Origin of the sequence: Rhizobium grahamii (genome assembly GCF_009498215.1) — a bacterium.
Classification (GTDB): domain Bacteria; phylum Pseudomonadota; class Alphaproteobacteria; order Rhizobiales; family Rhizobiaceae; genus Rhizobium; species Rhizobium grahamii_A.
In genome coordinates this window covers 1,190,001-1,206,064 of record NZ_CP043499.1, presented here as the reverse complement: position 1 = coordinate 1,206,064, position 16,064 = coordinate 1,190,001, and the positions used below count along the sequence as shown (strand labels likewise).

The 16,064-nt window shown below is 59.9% G+C and carries 14 protein-coding genes and 1 riboswitch (1 of these 15 only partly in view); of the genes, 3 read left to right on the top strand and 11 right to left on the bottom strand.

Annotated features, from left to right (window positions below; all coding sequences use genetic code 11):
• Positions 1-11 precede the first annotated feature (11 nt).
• The 6 genes from treY to glgX all read right to left on the bottom strand — a co-directional run bounded on the left by treY (position 12) and on the right by glgX (position 6,079).
• Positions 12-2,510: a malto-oligosyltrehalose synthase gene (gene treY / locus FZ934_RS24415; protein ID WP_153273399.1), complete on the bottom strand. Its 2,499-nt coding sequence runs from the start codon at positions 2,508-2,510 to the stop codon at positions 12-14.
• A 116-nt stretch (positions 2,511-2,626) separates the two neighbouring features.
• A complete protein-coding gene (locus FZ934_RS24410) occupies positions 2,627-2,953 on the bottom strand; it encodes a hypothetical protein (RefSeq protein WP_153273398.1) in 327 nt (108 codons plus the stop codon).
• Between the two features lie 62 nt (positions 2,954-3,015).
• The gene (locus FZ934_RS24405; protein WP_056821590.1) at positions 3,016-3,279 is read right to left on the bottom strand and encodes a glycine zipper domain-containing protein; all 264 of its coding nucleotides are present in this window, start codon (positions 3,277-3,279) and stop codon (positions 3,016-3,018) included.
• Between the two features lie 97 nt (positions 3,280-3,376).
• Positions 3,377-3,625: a DUF982 domain-containing protein gene (locus FZ934_RS24400; RefSeq protein ID WP_153273397.1), complete on the bottom strand. Its 249-nt coding sequence runs from the start codon at positions 3,623-3,625 to the stop codon at positions 3,377-3,379.
• Positions 3,626-3,680: 55 nt separating this feature from the next.
• The gene (locus tag FZ934_RS24395) at positions 3,681-3,893 is read right to left on the bottom strand and encodes a hypothetical protein (RefSeq protein WP_153273396.1); all 213 of its coding nucleotides are present in this window, start codon (positions 3,891-3,893) and stop codon (positions 3,681-3,683) included.
• Between the two features lie 104 nt (positions 3,894-3,997).
• On the bottom strand, positions 3,998-6,079 hold the full coding sequence (gene glgX, locus FZ934_RS24390; RefSeq protein WP_153273395.1) for a glycogen debranching protein GlgX: 2,082 nt from the start codon (positions 6,077-6,079) through the stop codon (positions 3,998-4,000).
• A gap of 265 nt (positions 6,080-6,344) precedes the next feature.
• On the opposite strand from glgX, the gene FZ934_RS28325 reads away from it, so the two are divergent.
• The 3 genes from FZ934_RS28325 (at position 6,345) to FZ934_RS24375 (ending at position 8,330) form a co-directional block, all read left to right on the top strand.
• Positions 6,345-7,133 (top strand): hypothetical protein, encoded by a 789-nt coding sequence (locus FZ934_RS28325; protein ID WP_432443628.1) that lies wholly within the window; start codon positions 6,345-6,347, stop codon positions 7,131-7,133.
• Positions 7,134-7,221: 88 nt separating this feature from the next.
• Positions 7,222-8,004, top strand: coding sequence for a DUF2092 domain-containing protein (locus FZ934_RS24380; RefSeq protein WP_153273394.1), 783 nt, complete (start codon positions 7,222-7,224; stop codon positions 8,002-8,004).
• A complete protein-coding gene (locus FZ934_RS24375) occupies positions 8,001-8,330 on the top strand; it encodes a hypothetical protein (RefSeq protein ID WP_153273393.1) in 330 nt (109 codons plus the stop codon). Before FZ934_RS24380 ends, FZ934_RS24375 begins: the two co-directional genes overlap by 4 nt.
• 4 nt (positions 8,331-8,334) lie before the next feature.
• Here FZ934_RS24375 and FZ934_RS24370 read toward each other — a convergent pair whose 3' ends face one another.
• The 5 genes from FZ934_RS24370 to FZ934_RS24350 form a co-directional block, all read right to left on the bottom strand.
• The gene (locus FZ934_RS24370; RefSeq protein WP_153273392.1) at positions 8,335-11,508 is read right to left on the bottom strand and encodes an efflux RND transporter permease subunit; all 3,174 of its coding nucleotides are present in this window, start codon (positions 11,506-11,508) and stop codon (positions 8,335-8,337) included.
• Positions 11,509-11,549: 41 nt separating this feature from the next.
• Positions 11,550-12,749: an efflux RND transporter periplasmic adaptor subunit gene (locus FZ934_RS24365; RefSeq protein WP_153273391.1), complete on the bottom strand. Its 1,200-nt coding sequence runs from the start codon at positions 12,747-12,749 to the stop codon at positions 11,550-11,552.
• A 168-nt stretch (positions 12,750-12,917) separates the two neighbouring features.
• Positions 12,918-14,054: a calcium:proton antiporter gene (locus tag FZ934_RS24360; protein WP_153273390.1), complete on the bottom strand. Its 1,137-nt coding sequence runs from the start codon at positions 14,052-14,054 to the stop codon at positions 12,918-12,920.
• Between the two features lie 189 nt (positions 14,055-14,243).
• Positions 14,244-14,477 carry a hypothetical protein gene (locus FZ934_RS24355; protein ID WP_153273389.1) on the bottom strand — a complete coding sequence of 78 codons (234 nt, stop codon included), beginning with the start codon at positions 14,475-14,477 and terminating at the stop codon, positions 14,244-14,246.
• A gap of 123 nt (positions 14,478-14,600) precedes the next feature.
• Positions 14,601-15,875, bottom strand: coding sequence for a voltage-gated chloride channel family protein (locus FZ934_RS24350; protein ID WP_153273388.1), 1,275 nt, complete (start codon positions 15,873-15,875; stop codon positions 14,601-14,603).
• A gap of 161 nt (positions 15,876-16,036) precedes the next feature.
• Positions 16,037-16,064, bottom strand: a riboswitch (Fluoride riboswitch) (it continues 49 nt past the right edge of the window).

Genomic DNA, 16,064 nt, shown 5'->3' with positions numbered 1-16,064 from the left:
CTAGCGTGCGGTCAATCGACCGAGATCAGCAGTGCGTAGGGCTGGTTCCGGAACAGAGCATCTAGATCGATGGTGGGCCCGTCGACGATACCGGCATCGCCGAATAGATCACGTCGCCGTCCCGCGATCGTGAGAGGCAGTTCGAGACTTGTGTCAGCCCAGAAATCAGATGTGGTTTTCAGCGTCTTCGGATCGACGTGGCGAGAAAGCAGCCTTGGCGCGAGAGTGATGCTGAACTGCGTGCCGTCTTGGCGAGCAAAAGCGATAAGATTGTCGCGTCGGGGGCCGCTAACAGCGAGCGGCTGGTAGCTCCCGCGCGAAAACAGTTCGGCGCGATCCTGACGGAGTGCTGATATCGTTGCGATCATCGCCTGCTTGCGCTGCCACGGGGAGCGATTCCCTGATGGCTGTGTCTGGAGATCTGTCCGAAGTCGCTGAAAATCGACCGGTCGGCGGTTGTCAGGATCGACGAGACTGAGATCAGCCTGCTCGGCGCCTTGATAGATGTCTGGAACACCGGGAATTGTCAGTTTGATCAACGTCTGGGAGAGGCTATTCAGGTGCCCCGCGGTGATTAGGAGCGTCATCAGATTCTGAAAGTCCGCCCGGAACGTCGTATTCTCGTCGCTCAAGAGGCCCTCGGCCAAATTCAGGACGGCGGCTTCATAGTGCTTGTTTGGTTGGCCCCAGTCGGTGTGAGTCTTGGCCTCGCGGACTGCCTTTTCGGCATAGGCTTTGAACCGGTCGCGAAAGCCCTCGTCGATCGTGTCCGGAAATTCGGGCCACGCTCCTGCCAACGCCTGGTAGAGCATCCATTGGGTGTTTGTGTCAGGCCAGGGTTGATCCGCTGAGCCCGAGACAAACTGCCTGTTTATTCGCTGCCACCGTTCGAAGCCCGCCACCCATTGTTCGGCATGCTCGGTCAGTCCGTATAGGCGCGCACGGGCATCCTCGCCGCGTTTGGTGTCGTGCGTCGCGGTCGTTGTGAGGCCCTGCGGCTGTGTCCGAGCACGGTTTCGCATCGCTTCGTGGAAGTCATGTCGTGAGTCGCCTGTGATGTCGGGATCGCAGCCCACCTCGTTGAGGGCAAGCAGCCTGTTGTAGCGGTAGAAGGCAGTGTCTTCCATCGCCTTGGCGATCACCGGTCCCGTAAGCTGTTGCATGCGACGACGCAGTTCGGTCGCGGCCCCGACACGGGGGGCGAGCAGGATGCGCCCAATGCTGTTGATGACGTCAGATACATCAGAAGCCGCGCTGGCTCTACCGAGTACCGTTTCCAAGAGATCGCGGTCGTTTCCCTCAAGGCTCCCCGTTGTGCCGTAGGTGCGGTAAACCTGAAACGCCACGAGGATGTCGGTGATGGCACGGTCCAGTGTTTCGCGCGGAACGTCCGGGAGCACAGCGCTTGCCAATTCACACAGCCTCGCGCGCTCGCCGGTAAAATTCTGCCGCACCATCATCTGTTTGGCTTTGTTCAAGACCGCTGCGAAAGCTGCCTGGGCCGGCGCAATCGCCCGATACGCGGTATCGAGAGTCTCCAGCCCATCTCTGTCGATAAACAGCGGGCCGAGGCTTGCGATGACCTCATAGCCGGTCGTACCTGCGACAGGCCAGTTGGCGGGCAGGTTCTCATCACGTGCAACGATCTTTTCGACCAGGATGTAGGTCTCTTCGCCGACTGCCGCGCGCAACTTGGCAAGATAATCTGCCGGATCGGCCAGCCCGTCTACGTGGTCTATCCGAAGTCCCTGCACGCTGCCGGACCGCACCAGATCGATAACCAGACGATGGGTGCGGTCGAAGACCTCCTGATCCTCGACGCGCACTCCGACAAGCCCGGTGACTTCGAAGAAGCGTCGATAGCTCAACTTCTCTGCGGCGCCCTTCCAGTCGATCAACTGCCAATGCTGGCGCTGGTGAAGCGCGTTCAGCAGGGAGGCGTCGGTCGAGAGCTTTCCTGGACTCTGCTCGTCTCCGGCCAGACGTTCTATTTCGGCAACGCTTTGTGGATCGAGAGGGTAGAACTGATCGTAGTAGGTGAGACGAGGTTCTCCAGTGGCCTGATGGCGCGCAAGCCCGATCAGGCCACTGGCCACCGCTTCCTCGAAGGGTCTGTCGAGCACGGGAAGGGTGATGCGCCTCGTCCAGTCGATATCGAAGAAGGAGGCGTAGGGGCTGGATTTTCCGAATTGCAGGACACTGTCCCACCACCGGTTCTCTAACGACGCGGCCATGTGGTTCGGGACGATGTCGAGGATGAGCTGCAAACCTGATGACTTCAGGGCAGCGACGAGCTGATCGAAGCCTTCCCGGCCTCCTATGGCGGGATCCACATTGTTGGGATCGACAATGTCATAGCCGTGGGTCGATCCGCTCGTGGCGGTGAAAATAGGCGAGGCATAGAGATGGCTGATGCCAAGCGATTTCAGATAGGGGACAGAGCCGACCGCGTCCGAAAAAGTCATCCCGTTGCGAAATTGCAGCCGATAAGTCGCGGTCGGAATAGGCATGGAACATTCCCTCGGCTGGCTGCGCTGCCGCAGGGGTTATCGGGCGGCGCTACCGAAACTGCCGCGAGCCGAGTTGGTTCCGGCGCAAGAACGGCGCGGGCGCGTGACTGAGGCATTCAGCCGCCAGCCCCCGGAGGCGCGTCGTTCTCAAGATATTCGCTGTACTGGACGGTTTGGGTGGTATCGGTGTCGATGGCCGAGGTAGGACGACGCAGCATTCTTACGCCCGGGCCGCCATCGACCGGGCCTTCGTCAAAAACCATGACTCCAGCCGCCTCGATCGCCTCGAGAAGGATGCGTCCTTGGCTTAAGGTGCCAATCTCCTTGTTGGACGCTTCCAACGCTTCAATCACGGAGGCCGGCACGCCGGATGCGTCTGCCAGCTCGTCGCGGTCCCATCGCAGCAAGGCCCTTGCGGCCACAATCTGTTCGCCGATCGGCATCTCTGTTTTCCATTTTGGTGGGGGTGGCAGATGACACGAATGCCATCTGCCGAAATGCGGCCCTATCGCGGGCAGGCTGCTACGTATTGGCGTCCATATTGATCCCGGTAGTAGCACTGCCCAGGCTGATCGGCGACATTGCCAATCACAGCGCCTGCAACGCCACCGACGGCTGCGCCCACTGCTGCCCCACGGACGTTGCCGGTCGCAACGCCGCCGACGACGGCCCCAGTAGCTGCTCCAATGCCGGCGCCCTTCTCCGTGGGGGTGCAGCCGCTGGCGGCAGCTATACCAGTGACGACAAGCAAGATCGCGATCGGTCTCATTTCATCTTCCTTTCCACTCTCTTCAAAGGTTTACTGGATCAAACATAGGCCGATGTCAGCGAAGGCAACCTTTGACCTTCCGCCGACAAGACTGGCCCTACTTCTCTTTAACGAACACATGCGCTTCGACGGCGGCGGCAATAAATGCGCGGCGGGCCTCAGCTGGCGGCCGCTTTCCCTCAAGGGCTTCGATGCAAATCTTGCGCGCTTCGCGCAGCTGTCGACCGGCGACCACGGGCCAGTTGCTCCGCAAGGCCACCATCGCCTCACCGACACTGCCGATCGTCTTGAAATCGCCGGTCTGCGGTAGTGCATAGGAAAGTGGCTTTGTCCATTTCTTGTCCATGGGAACCTCTTGCCGGCGTATTGCACCTGCGGCTTCGATGGTGGCGTCAGTGGTGCTAAACGTCCGAGATCGATGGCAGATGAACCTCGACTTGCTGCCGGTGCTTTTCGTCGAGCGACTCGATATGCTGATGCCAGAAGGCTTCAGCCTCAGGCGTCTCCTTTTCCCAAAGCCGAGAACTCACGATATTGTCGTCGATCTTGGATCGACGCCGACCGCCAAGCCGAATGTACTCCTCGGCAAGTTCTAACGAAGGCGTCTTGCTCATCTCCAGACCTCCCTTTCGCATGGAAAACCGAAGGGCGGGGTCATTGTTCCACAATTCCTGGTTTTTCTGCTGCTGATGGCGTCGGGGCGCGCTCGGATCAACGGCTACGCCGGCCGCAACAGCACGAGGCTTCGCGGTTGCAGCATATAATCCGCAACCTCATGGACCACGCCTGGGCTTGCATCGGGATCGGCGGTCGTAAGTTCGATCGCCCAGGATCCGTCCTCGCGCTCCGGCAGGTGAAAAGTGACTTCGCCATCATGGGGATTGAACAGGAGCAAGGCTTCGCTCCAGTGTTCGGCGTCTTGCTGCGGTTGCTCATATAGCAGATGAAGCCCGAGCGTCGTGCTCCCCTCGTCTTGCCAATGATCTTCCGTCTGTTCGCCACCGGTCGGGTTGAGCCAGCGGATTACCATCCCGTCGCGCCAGTTCTCCCGCCGAAGGAGCGGCTGGGCTTGACGAAGGTCAATGAGCCTGCGCGTGAAATCCGAGAGCTTCTTTGCGCTGTCCGGCAAGTCCCGCCAGTGCAGCCAGCTCAGTTCGCTGTCCTGGCAATAGCCATTGTTGTTGCCCATCTGGCTGCGGCCCAATTCGTCTCCTGCGAGAAGCATCGGTACGCCGTGCGAGAACAGAAGCGTTGCCAGCAAATTGCGCTTCTGGCGCTCCCTGATCTCATTGATCGCGTTGTCATCGGTCGGCCCCTCGGCGCCATAATTGAAGCTTCGGTTATGGTCGTGGCCGTCCTTGTTTTCCTCGCCATTGGCCTCGTTGTGTTTCTCGTCGTAGGAGACAAGATCGTTCAGGGTAAAGCCGTCATGAGCCGTGACGAAGTTCACGCTCGCCCACGGTCTGCGCCCTCGAAGATCGTATATGTCGCCTGACCCGAGCACTCTGGCGGCGAAGTCGCCGGCCGTGCCGTCCTCGTCCTTCCAGTAGTCGCGCATCGTATCGCGGTACTTGTCGTTCCATTCCGACCATCCGGGCGGGAAGCCACCAACCTGGTATCCGCCGGGGCCGATGTCCCAGGGTTCGCCGATGAGTTTCAGCCGGGACAGTACCGGATCCTGACCAACGGCGTCGAAGAAGCCTCCGCGTTGATCGAAGCCTTCCGGCTCCCGGCCGAGGATGGTGCCGAGATCGAAGCGAAAGCCGTCGATGTTCATCACCTCTGCCCAATAGCGCAGGGAGTCCGTGATCATCTGCAGGACGCGGGGATGCGAGGTATTCACGGTATTGCCGGTGCCGGTGTCATTGACATAGTACCGTGATTGGTCCGGTAGCGTCCGATAGTAGGAGAAGTTGTCGATCCCCTTGAAGGATAGCGTTGGCCCGAGCTCGTTTCCCTCAGCCGTATGGTTGTAGACGACGTCGAGGATGACTTCGATGCCCGCATCGTGGAAGGCTCGGACCATGTCGCGGAAGCCCGCAAGCCCATTGGGTCCGTAGTAGCGCGTCGCCGGGGCGAAGAAGCCGATCGTGTTATAGCCCCAGTAATTCTTGAGCCTCTTGTCGAGCAGATGGGGGTCGTCGGGGAAGTAATGGACCGGGAGCAGTTCGATCGAACTCACTCCGAGCGCTTTCACATAGTCAACGATCTTGCGATGCCCAAGACCCTCGAACGTTCCGCGCAGTTGTTCCGGAATTGCCGGGTGCAACTGCGTCATCCCTTTCACGTGCGCTTCGTAGAATATGGTCCGGTGCCACGGTGTTCCAGGCTTGGTCTCCGGCTTGTCGATCAGGCGCGAGGGATCGATCACCCTGCATTTCAGCATGGAGGAAGCGCTGTCGCTCTCGTCGAAGGAGAGGTCCTTCTCGTCGCTTTCAAGGTCATACCCGAACGTTGCCTGTCCCCATTTGACCTCGCCGACGATCTCCCGGGCATAAGGGTCGATAAGCAGCTTGTTGGGGTTGAAACGGTGTCCTTGTTCAGGGTCGTAAGGTCCATAAACGCGGTAGCCATAAAGCGCGCCGGGTTTGAGACCGCGGACGTGGCCATGCCAGATTTCGTTGGTGTATTCCGGCAGGATAATCCGCTCTTCCTGCCTGCCCTCCTCATCGAAAAGGCAGAGTTCGACGCGTTCCGCATGCGCGCTGAAGAGCGCGAAGTTGACGCCGTCTTCTGTCGGCGTCGCGCCGAGAGTCGTAAAGTCGCCGGCTTCGATTTCGTATGATTGTTGTCGCGTCATGAAGGCCCCCTCGTGCGTTTGGCGCGACAACAACACCCTTCCCGATAATTTGTTCCTCCACTTGTCGGCATAGTAAGGCCGGTCGGTGGCTTTAATCCGTGCTAGCTGCAGTTGTTTCTAGCGCCATAAATTATTTAATGCTAATATAGCTTGTGTATCCCGGCGTTTCATTCGGCACCGCATTTCGCGCAGCGACGCAGTTTTCTCGACAAAGTAGAGAACCAGTTCTCACACCGCTTGTTCAGACGAATTCCTTGGGGGGATCATGCAAAACCGAATTCCATTTGCGGGAAGCACCCGCCAGCGCTTCGCTTTGCTTCGGCTCAGTTTGCTTTACGGCATTGGGGCCGCATGTCTCCTCGCTTTCGGCGCTGCCGCGCAGGCCCCGACGGACGAGCAGCGCAATGCGATCCGCTCAGCCTGCCGTAATGATTTCATCGCCAAATGTTCCGGGGTTCAGCCGGGAGGGATTGAGGCGCTGACCTGCTTGCAACAGCATGATGCGACATTGGCGCCGGCATGCAAGAAGGCGGTCTCGGCAATAAGCACCAAGCCGAAATCCACCTCCGCTCAGCCAACGCAAACGGGCGATACGGCCGCTACGCCCCCTGCGCCTGCCGCGCCCCAAACCAGCTCCGCCCAACCCACGCAGGCCCAGCGCAATGCCATCAAGTCGGCTTGCCAGCGTGACTTCATGGCCCAATGCCCAGGTGTCCAGCCCGGAGGAAAGGAAGCCCTGTCCTGCCTGCAGCAGCAAAGCGCCAATCTTTCGGCTCCATGTCAGCAGGCGGTCAGTGCGATCTCGACGACAACAGGTTCGACCGGAACGCCAGGCGCGAATACAGCCACGGCTCCGGCGATGACACCGAATAAGGCGATGCCAACATTCTCGCCACGCGAGGAGGCGATTATCCTTCGACGAGCCTGCGGACCGGACTTTCGCGCACTTTGCCGAATGGTGCCGCTCGGCGGCGGGCGGGGGATCGCGTGCCTGCGCGATAACCTCCAGCGCGTCTCCCCAGGATGTCACAGGGTTCTGACTTCGGGCCTATAGCGTCGACTGGCGGCGCGATTGTCGAGAGTAGGTGGTGACGACCGCGCCCTCCATCAAAATATATGACGGATCAAGGAAAGGCATCGTCATGTCATCGACACCTTTGCGACTGAGGCGAGTACTGATCTTTACCTCGATTATATCAAGCCTTGTCATACCGACCTCGGCGTGGGCGGATGATGCCAAGGCCCTGCTCAAGAAGATGTCCGACTTTCTTGCGCAACAGAAGACGATGTCCTTCGACTATCAGTCCTCGCTCGAAGCCGTCACGCCGGATTTCGAAAAGCTGCAGTTTGTCAGCTCCGGCAAGGCGACCCTGACGCGGCCCGATAAATTGAGGCTTTCCCGGACGGGCGGATATGCAGATCTGGACGTCAGCTTCGATGGTTCGGCGCTGACGGTTCATGGCAAGAACCTCGACGCCTATGCCAAAATAGACGGAAAGGGCACGCTCGACGACCTGATCGACCGGATGATGAATGCCGGCATCGAAGCACCGGGCGCCGATCTCCTGTCGTCTGATGTGTACGATCAGCTGATCACCGACGTCACCGAAGCCAAGCACATATCCAGCGCTTTCGTGAACGGCGTCGAATGCGACTACCTGGCATTCCGCACTCCCGAGGTCGATTGGCAGATCTGGATCGAGGCGGGGCCGAAACCGATCCCGCGCCGTTATGTGATCACCAGCAAACACGTGGTGCAGGCGCCCGAGTACACGCTTGAGATCAACGATTTCAAAAGTGGCGCCGATGTCGCCAGCGTATCCTATAACATCGAGATTCCGACGAGCGCCAAGAAGGTCGATCTCAGCGAAATGGAATCCATCGACGAGTTGCCGGCGCCGACCGGCACGGGAGGGGTGCAATGAACTCCAGGAAGATCATCTTCGCAGTCGGCTTGGCCGGGATTCTGACGTTTTCGGACGTCGATATTGAAAGGCAGGGCATCTTTCCGCTGTCGATCGGTTTCGCGTCGCCGGCCGGCGCCGTCATCGGGCGACCGCTGACGCCGCTCTCCTACGCAGGCGTTGCCCGCAGGACGACCCGCCGGGTGGTCAGGAGAACGGCAACGACGATTGCCGTCTTGCCGCCTGGCTGCCTCTACGGCCCTTATTATGGTGGCTATTACTATCGCTGCGGATCGCTCTACTACGCGAAGAGCGGAGGCGTGTACGTGCAGGTTATCGTGCAGTAGCGGCTTAAGGCTGCGCCTTTGGCATCTGGTCATCGATCGGTGTCGCGGATGTTCCGCGGCGCCTTCTGTATTCTTCGAGCCGCTGCAGCACGACGTAGAATGACGGCACGAACAACACCGCGAGGCAGGTCGAGGCGATCATTCCGCTGAAGACGGAGATGCCGATCGATTTGCGCGCCGATGCGCCTGCCCCGCTTGCCAGAACCAGCGGCAGGACACCCAGGATGAAGGCGAAGGAGGTCATGAGGATCGGCCGGAATCGAAGCCGTGCGGCTTCGACGGCGGCGTCCAGGATCGGCATGCCTTCTTCGCGCTTCTCGCGCGCATATTCCACGATGAGGATCGCGTTCTTCGCGGAGAGGGCAATCAGAAGGATGAGCCCGATCTGCGTATAGAGATTGTTCGCGACGCCCGCCGCCATAAGGGCGCCGACGGTGCCGAGAAGCGCCAACGGAACGGCGAGGATCACGGCCAGCGGCAGGATCCAGCTTTCATACTGACCGGCGAGCACGAAGTAGACGAGAAGCATGGCAAGCGCGAAGATGAAATAGATTTGCGTGCCGACGGCTTTCTCCTGGAACGACAGCGCCGTCCAATCGAACCCTGTGCCCGAAGGCAACGTCTTGTTAGCGATCTGCTCCATGACATTGAGTGCCTGACCGGAGCTGAAGCCTGCGGCCGGGCCGCCGACGATCGTGGCCGTCGGGTAGAGATTGTAGAGGCTGATCAGGGACGGTCCCTGCATTGCCGTGACGGAAACCACCGTGCCAAGCGGAACCATGGTTCCGTCGCCTGCTCTGACCTTCAAATTGCGGATGTCGTCCGGGCGGATTCGAAAGTCTGACGCGGCTTGTGCGTAGACCTGGAAGGTACGACCGAACTTGTTGAACTGCGTGACATAGGTGGATCCGACATAGCCTGACAGAGCCGAGAACACTTGCCCCACCGTAACGCCCAGCGTCTCCGCCTTGATGCGATCGACCACGATTTCCAATTGGGGAACGTTCGATCGAAACGACGTGCTGAGCCGCTGTAGTGACGATTGGGCATTGCCGTTATTCACGATGGAATCGGCGAGCGACTGTAGCAGCGGATAATCCGCGATGCCGTTTCGGAGTTCTATCTGCATCGTGAAGCCGCTGGCATTGCCGACGCCCTGTATCGGCGGTGGAACGATGACAAGCGTCTTGGCGCTCAGGATGCCCTGCAGTTGCGTGTGAAGATGCTCGTAGATCGACAACAGATCCTGGCCATTGATCTTCCCGCGCTCGTCCCAATCCTTCAAGACGACATAGGCGACACCGGCGTTCTGAAGGCTGGCGTTATTATCAAGCACGGAAATACCGCTGATCGTCAGCACGTCTTCCACGCCTGGAGTCGCCTGGGCGATCTTGCCTACTTCCTGCATGACCGCATCAGTCCGTTCCTTCGAGGCGCCATCAGGCAATTGCGCGCCGATCAGGACGTAGCCCTGATCCTCGATCGGCAGAAATGCGGTCGGCAGACGGGCAAGTCCCCAGGCTGCGGTTCCCATCAGAATGCAAGCGATCACCACCATCAGGCCGCTGTGATGCGTCATTGCAGAGATAAGGCGCGTGTAGCCATGCTCGGCGCGATCGTAGACGGCGTTGAAGCCCCGATAGAGGAAGTTGCGCTTTTCCGGCGGAACGGGCGGGCGGAGCCACAGGGCGCACTGCGTCGGCTTCAGGGTGACGGCGTTGATCGCGCTGATCAGGGCGGTTGCGGCGATCACAAGCGCGAACTGGCGATAAAGCTGCCCTGTCAATCCTGGCAGGAAGGCCGCAGGGATGAACACGGCCATCAGAACAAGCGTGATCCCGATCACCGGGCCGAGCAGCTCTTCCATGGCCTTCTCGGCCGCCTGCCTGCCGGACATGCCGGCTTCAATGTGGCGGGCGACACCTTCGACAATGACAATCGCGTCGTCGACGACGATGCCGATTGCAAGGACGATCGCAAACAAGGTCGAGAGGTTGACGGTAAAGCCGAGCGCCGCCATCGCGGCGAAGGCGCCGATGATCGTCACCGGAACCGTGGTTGCGGGCACGAGCATCGCTCGCCAATCCTGCAGGAAGACGAGAATGACAATGAGAACGAGGACGCCGGCCTCGATCAGCGTGACATAGACCTCATCGATCGATGCATTCACGAACTTGGTCGTGTCGAACGGGATATGATATTGGAGGCCCTGCGGGAAGCTTTTCGCCAGTTCCGCCATCTTGGCCTTGACGGATTGCGCAACGGCAATCGCATTGGCCTCGGGCAACTGATAGATCCCGATCCCAGCCGCAGGCTGGCCGTTCTGCATGAAGGTCTGGCTATAGGTCTGGGCACCGAGTTCGACCCGACCGATATCACGGATACGCGTTACGCGACCGCCGTTTGCACCGTCGACCTTGACGATGATGTTCTCGTAGTCGATGGCCTCGTTGAGCCTGCCGTTGACATTCAGCGTATATTGAAACGTCTGTCCCTTCGGGACTGGCGGAATGCCAAGTTGTCCGGCTGTAACTTCCTGGCTCTGCTGCTGTACGGCACTGACGATGTCCTGCGGTGTCAGCCCTCTCGCCTGCATGAGATTGGAATCCATCCAGATACGCATCGCGTACTGACCGGCGCCGAAGACGTTGACGTTACCGACCCCCGGCAACCGCGACAGCTCATTCTGAAGATTGATGACAGCGTAGTTCGACAGGAACAGGCTGTCGTAGCGGCCATCTTCGGATGTCAGGCTGACAAAGCCCAGGATCGCCGTCGACTTCTTTTGCGTGGTCACGCCCTGGAGCTGCACGGCCTCCGGCAACGAGGAAAGAGCAATCGCCACGCGATTCTGCACCAGCACCTGCGCCTGATCGGGGTCGGTTCCGATCGCGAAAGTCACCGTGAGGGAATAGGTCCCGTCACTGGCACTGGTGGACTGCATGTAGATCATGTCCTGGACGCCATTGACCTGCTGTTCGATGGGCAGGGCGACGGTATCGACAAGGGTCTTCGCGCTGGCACCCGGGAACCGCGTCGTGACCTGTACTGTCGGGGGAACGACGTTCGGATATTGGGCGACAGGAAGATTGAACAGAGCAACAGCGCCCACCAGAACGAAAACCAGCGCCAGCACGTTGGCAAGGACGGGTCTCTCGATAAAAAAGCGCGAGATCATGCTATTGTCCTTAGTGGTTCAGATAGCGCGTTCCGGTGAGTTCATTGCGTGGTAACCGTGGGCTTGGCATCACCACCCGTGCCTGCCGGCGTGGCACTCATCTGCGATTTTTCCGGGGCAACCTTCGCGCCCGGAACCGCCTGCTGAATACCTTCCGTGATAACCCAATCGGTCGCTTCCAAACCTGTTTCGATGACGCGAAGCGGACCTTCCTGCTGGCCTGTCTTGACCTGCTTTTGCGCAACGACGTTGTCGTTCCCGACGACGAGGACATAGCTTCCCTGCTGGTTCGTCCCGATCGCATCGTCTTTCACGAGCAGCGCCTTGTCATTGCGGCCGACGGGAACGCGGATGCGGACAAACAGACCGGGAAGCATCATCCGATCCTTGTTCTCGAAAAGAGCACGGACCTGCAGCGTACCGGTCGATGCGTCGAGCTGCGGGGAAACATAGTCGAGGTGGCCCTTGTGCGGATAGCCCTGCTCGGTTTGCAAGCCGAGTTCGGCGGGAATGGTCGGCAGATCGGTCTGCTTGAATGTCCGACCCTGTTTCGCCAGGGCCTGCTTGATCATCAGTACCTGCGTCTCGCTGACGTTGAAGTAGGCGTATAGCGGATCGGACTGGACGATGCTTGCAAGCTTGGTCGGGCCGGACACGCCGACAAGAGCGCCGATATCCACCAGATGGTTGGTGACTACGCCGTCGAACGGCGCGGTGACCTCGGTGTAGCCGAGATTGATGGTCGCGAGCTCGAGGTTTGCCTGCGCATTCAGGATCGCCGCGTTCGCTTCATCCAGCGTTGCCCGGGCGCTGTCGACGGCGGTCTGCGTCGTAACCTGCTGTTTCATCAGATTGAGCTGTCGGTCATATTCCTGCTGCGCGCCGACCTGGGAGGCCTTTTGCGAAGCCAGTGACGCCTTCGCCTGATCGACCTGGGCCTGATAGGTATCGGGCTCGATACCAAAGAGCTTGGTGCCTTTGGTGACCGGCGTTCCGTCTTGGTAGCTGATGCTTTGGATATAGCCTTGGACGCGCGCCTCGATGTCGACCGCGTTCAGCGGTGCGGTATTCCCGGTGAGTTCGAAATACAACGTTATCGGCTCTACGACGGGCTGTGCGATGCGCACGGCCTGTGGCGGTGGAGGGACATAAGTGTTGTTATTTCCGTCGCAGCCGAGGAGCCCGGCCGTAAGAAGGAGCGCCAGAAAAAGCAGCGGACCTTGATGTAGACTCACACGCATTGCTGCTACCTCGGCGGTTCACGAGTACCAGTCTTCATGCGCGCCCCGGCACTGACCCCGGTCCGCGATAGCTCAAGGCATGTGCTACTATGCCGCGCCCTCGCCAGAAAATGCAATAGCTCGTGAGTAAGCAATTAAGCTGCCCGCAAACGGAAGCGTTCGCGGGGATCATTGTTGGAAAAGCAGGAGCACGTACGCGAGAAACAGCACGAGGTGCACGGCACCCTGCAGCAAATGGGTCCGGCCGCTCGAAAAGGTGATGATGCTGACCGCCAAGGTTAGCAGCAGCATGACCAGGTTTTCATGCTCGAGCCCGAGCGTCACAGGGTTGCCGATAATATGGCTGATCGCCAGCATCGCCGGAACGGTCAGCCCAATGGTCGACAGCACCGAGCCGAGAAAGATGTTGATTGCCCGCTGAAGGTGATTGGCCACCGAGGCGCGCACCGCACTGATGGCTTCGGGCGTCGCCACCAGCACAGCCATCACGACACCGCCGAACGCGGTCGGCGCGTTCAGCGTCTCGATGACGTAGTCGATCGGGTGGGCGAGCTGCTCCACGAGAAAGACGACCGGTGCCATGTAGGCAAAGAGCAGGATGGTGTGCGGGAAGACTTCTCCGCGCGGCCGAGGCTCGATCGAGTGCTGTGCGGCAGCCTCGCCTTCTTCGGCGAAGAAATGACGGTGGCGGCCGGCCTGAAGCAGCAGGAAGGTGACGTAGAGCCCGACGGATATGATGCCGAGGATCAGTTGACGGGGCGCTGCCGGGTGCTGCCCGTCCGGCCCTGCAAGAAAGGTTGGCATGACAAGGCTCAAGGTCGCCATCGGAACGATCAGCCCGAGATAGGCATTCGCGCCCTGCAGATTGTGCTGTTGCTCGGGACGTCTCCAGGCGCCCAGCAGAAGCGAGAGCCCGACCATACCGTTCAGAATGATCATCACGACGGCAAAGAGTGTGTCGCGTGCGAGCGTCGGGTTGTTCTCACCATGCGTCATGACCGCGGAGATCGCCATGACCTCGATTGATGTGATCGTCAGGGTCAGGATCAGCGTGCCGTAGGGTTCCTTCAGCCGTTCGGCGAGGCGATCGGCGTGGCGGACGACCGAAAGCGCCGACGCCAGAACGACGCTGAAGAGGCCGATGAAGATCGCAGCGAACCCGACCGGACTGGAGAGATGCTCGAACAGCGTATCGCCGAACAGGAAAAAGATCGCCGCCGTGGCTACGGACACCGGCAGCAGCCATTCGCGGCGCAGGAGAGCCGCAAACCCCGTCTCTTCCGACAGGATGGAGTCGCCGCTCATCCTGAAAGTCGCTCGTTGGTGAATGGCGACAACGCGATCGCAAAAGACATCCTGTTCATGCCCCGTCCCGCAGGCCTCCCCGGCGTTGTTCGCTTCAGATTGCCCGCAGTCCGCGCGGCTCGCAAGCCATATCGATAGGACGCTCTAGCTTCGACGAACGCGTCAAACGGGCGTCAACACACCCCGCCGTCAGAGATCGCGGATAATCGAGAAATTCGCGCAGCTGAAATCGATATTGCCGATGCGTATCAAATGCTCGCAACGGGCAGTCAGAAGCGACAAACGCACGTTCTTCGCATTCTTGGCGCGGAGTAGGAGCTCTTGCCGGGCAAACAGGAGCCCTGTCCGATCCTTGATTTCAAATGCCACATGCTCGCTCAGTCCCTCGTCCGATATGGTGATCGTCGCCAAGCCCTGCTGCATATCTGAGTGCTCCTCATTTTAGCAGAGTGTGTTCGACCTCCGCGCGGCGATCAATAGCGCCGCGCGGTTTGTCCCCAACGATCCGTGGGCGCAATAGTTTGACCCGAAACGCGGAAGGGACCGCTACTGCGAGTGATCGGCGACCGGTTCTTTCTGCAACTCGCGAACATGGCGCAATGCCGTGCCGGAGGGGATCCGAGAGGCGGCGGATTTCGGCACGCCGACGCGTTGGGAGAGATAGATGCCGGAGTGGCCGCTGCAGAGATATGCGACGAAACACGCTGCAGCGATGTAGAGCGCGTTCGTCGCGCCGAAGAGTTCTATACCCATGAACATGCAGGCAAGCGGAGTGTTGGTGGCGCCCGCGAAGACGGCCACGAAGCCAAGGCCGGCGAAAAGGTCCACCGGTGCCCCGAGGATATTCGCGAGAGCATTGCCGAGTGCCGCCCCGATGAAGAACAGCGGCGTGACCTCGCCACCCTTGAATCCCGCACTCAGCGTCAGGATGGTGAACAGTGCTTTCCAGAACCAGCTGGTGTAATCGGCGTGATCGGGACGAAAGAAGCCTGCAATCGTCGCGTCGCCGGGGTTCGCAGACCAGACGCCAAGGCCGAGATACTGGGTGCCGACAAAAGCGGTGAGCGCCAGCAGGATCATCGCGGCGACAACGGGTCGCAATGGCGGATAGGGCAGGATAGCCTTCCAGAACGAGGACAGGCGATGCGATGTCTCGGCAAACATATAGGCGGTGAGGCCGAAGATCGCGCCGGCGATCGCGACCTTGAGCAGCAGCAGGGGCTGGAGATGAGCGGAAGCCCCTTCCATCACGGCACCGGCATAGCTGATCACATATGAGGTATGGGTGATCCCCCAGGCCTGACAAACCCAGTCGGCGGTAATCGCAGCCATTAACGCGGGCACGAGCGCCTCATACTGGATGCGGCCGATCGTCAGCACCTCGAGGGCGAAGATCGCTCCGGCGATCGGGGTACCGAACACTGCGCCGAAACCGGCGGCAATTCCCGTCATCAGCAGTATCCGCACGTCACCCGCCCTGAGACCGAAGAAGCGCGCGAAAGCGCCCGCCAGACTGCCACCGATCTGTACGGCTGTTCCTTCCCGGCCGGCGGATCCGCCGACCAGATGTGTCAAAACGGTTGCGACGAGGATGAAGGGCGCCATGCGAAGCGGAACACCACCGCCAGGCTCGTGGATCTGGTCGACGATCAGATTGTTTCCCCCGTCGGCCGCTCCACCGAAGCGCTGGTACAAATAGACCATCGCAAAGCCCGCCGCCGGCATCAGATAGATCGACCAGGGAAATGCAAAGCGCAACGCCGTCGCTTCATCGAGCGACCACAGGAAGAGGGCGACGAGAGATCCGATGACTACAGCCATCGGCACGGTCAAGCCAACCCACCTTGTAAGGCGGAGAACTTGTCTGACCTCGGGACGGTTGAGAACCGCCGAAAGGATAGATCCCAGGCGGAACCACGATATTCTGGAAACGAGATGAAATTTACGCACAGTCCTACTCCTTGACGCCTTGCCAGGCGCTTTGTCGAGTAGGAGTCATCAGCCTGCAAG

Coding starts and splice junctions, on each gene's coding strand:
- FZ934_RS24370 (WP_153273392.1), bottom strand. CDS start 11,508: ATGATCTCGCGCTTTTTTATCGAGAGACCCGTCCTTGCCAACGTGCTG.
- FZ934_RS24365 (WP_153273391.1), bottom strand. CDS start 12,749: ATGCGTGTGAGTCTACATCAAGGTCCGCTGCTTTTTCTGGCGCTCCTT.
- FZ934_RS24400 (WP_153273397.1), bottom strand. CDS start 3,625: ATGGACAAGAAATGGACAAAGCCACTTTCCTATGCACTACCGCAGACC.
- FZ934_RS24395 (WP_153273396.1), bottom strand. CDS start 3,893: ATGAGCAAGACGCCTTCGTTAGAACTTGCCGAGGAGTACATTCGGCTT.
- treY (WP_153273399.1), bottom strand. CDS start 2,510: ATGCCTATTCCGACCGCGACTTATCGGCTGCAATTTCGCAACGGGATG.
- FZ934_RS24380 (WP_153273394.1), top strand. CDS start 7,222: ATGTCATCGACACCTTTGCGACTGAGGCGAGTACTGATCTTTACCTCG.
- FZ934_RS24355 (WP_153273389.1), bottom strand. CDS start 14,477: ATGCAGCAGGGCTTGGCGACGATCACCATATCGGACGAGGGACTGAGC.
- glgX (WP_153273395.1), bottom strand. CDS start 6,079: ATGACGCGACAACAATCATACGAAATCGAAGCCGGCGACTTTACGACT.
- FZ934_RS28325 (WP_432443628.1), top strand. CDS start 6,345: ATGCAAAACCGAATTCCATTTGCGGGAAGCACCCGCCAGCGCTTCGCT.
- FZ934_RS24350 (WP_153273388.1), bottom strand. CDS start 15,875: ATGGCTGTAGTCATCGGATCTCTCGTCGCCCTCTTCCTGTGGTCGCTC.
- FZ934_RS24405 (WP_056821590.1), bottom strand. CDS start 3,279: ATGAGACCGATCGCGATCTTGCTTGTCGTCACTGGTATAGCTGCCGCC.
- FZ934_RS24360 (WP_153273390.1), bottom strand. CDS start 14,054: ATGAGCGGCGACTCCATCCTGTCGGAAGAGACGGGGTTTGCGGCTCTC.
- FZ934_RS24375 (WP_153273393.1), top strand. CDS start 8,001: ATGAACTCCAGGAAGATCATCTTCGCAGTCGGCTTGGCCGGGATTCTG.
- FZ934_RS24410 (WP_153273398.1), bottom strand. CDS start 2,953: ATGCCGATCGGCGAACAGATTGTGGCCGCAAGGGCCTTGCTGCGATGG.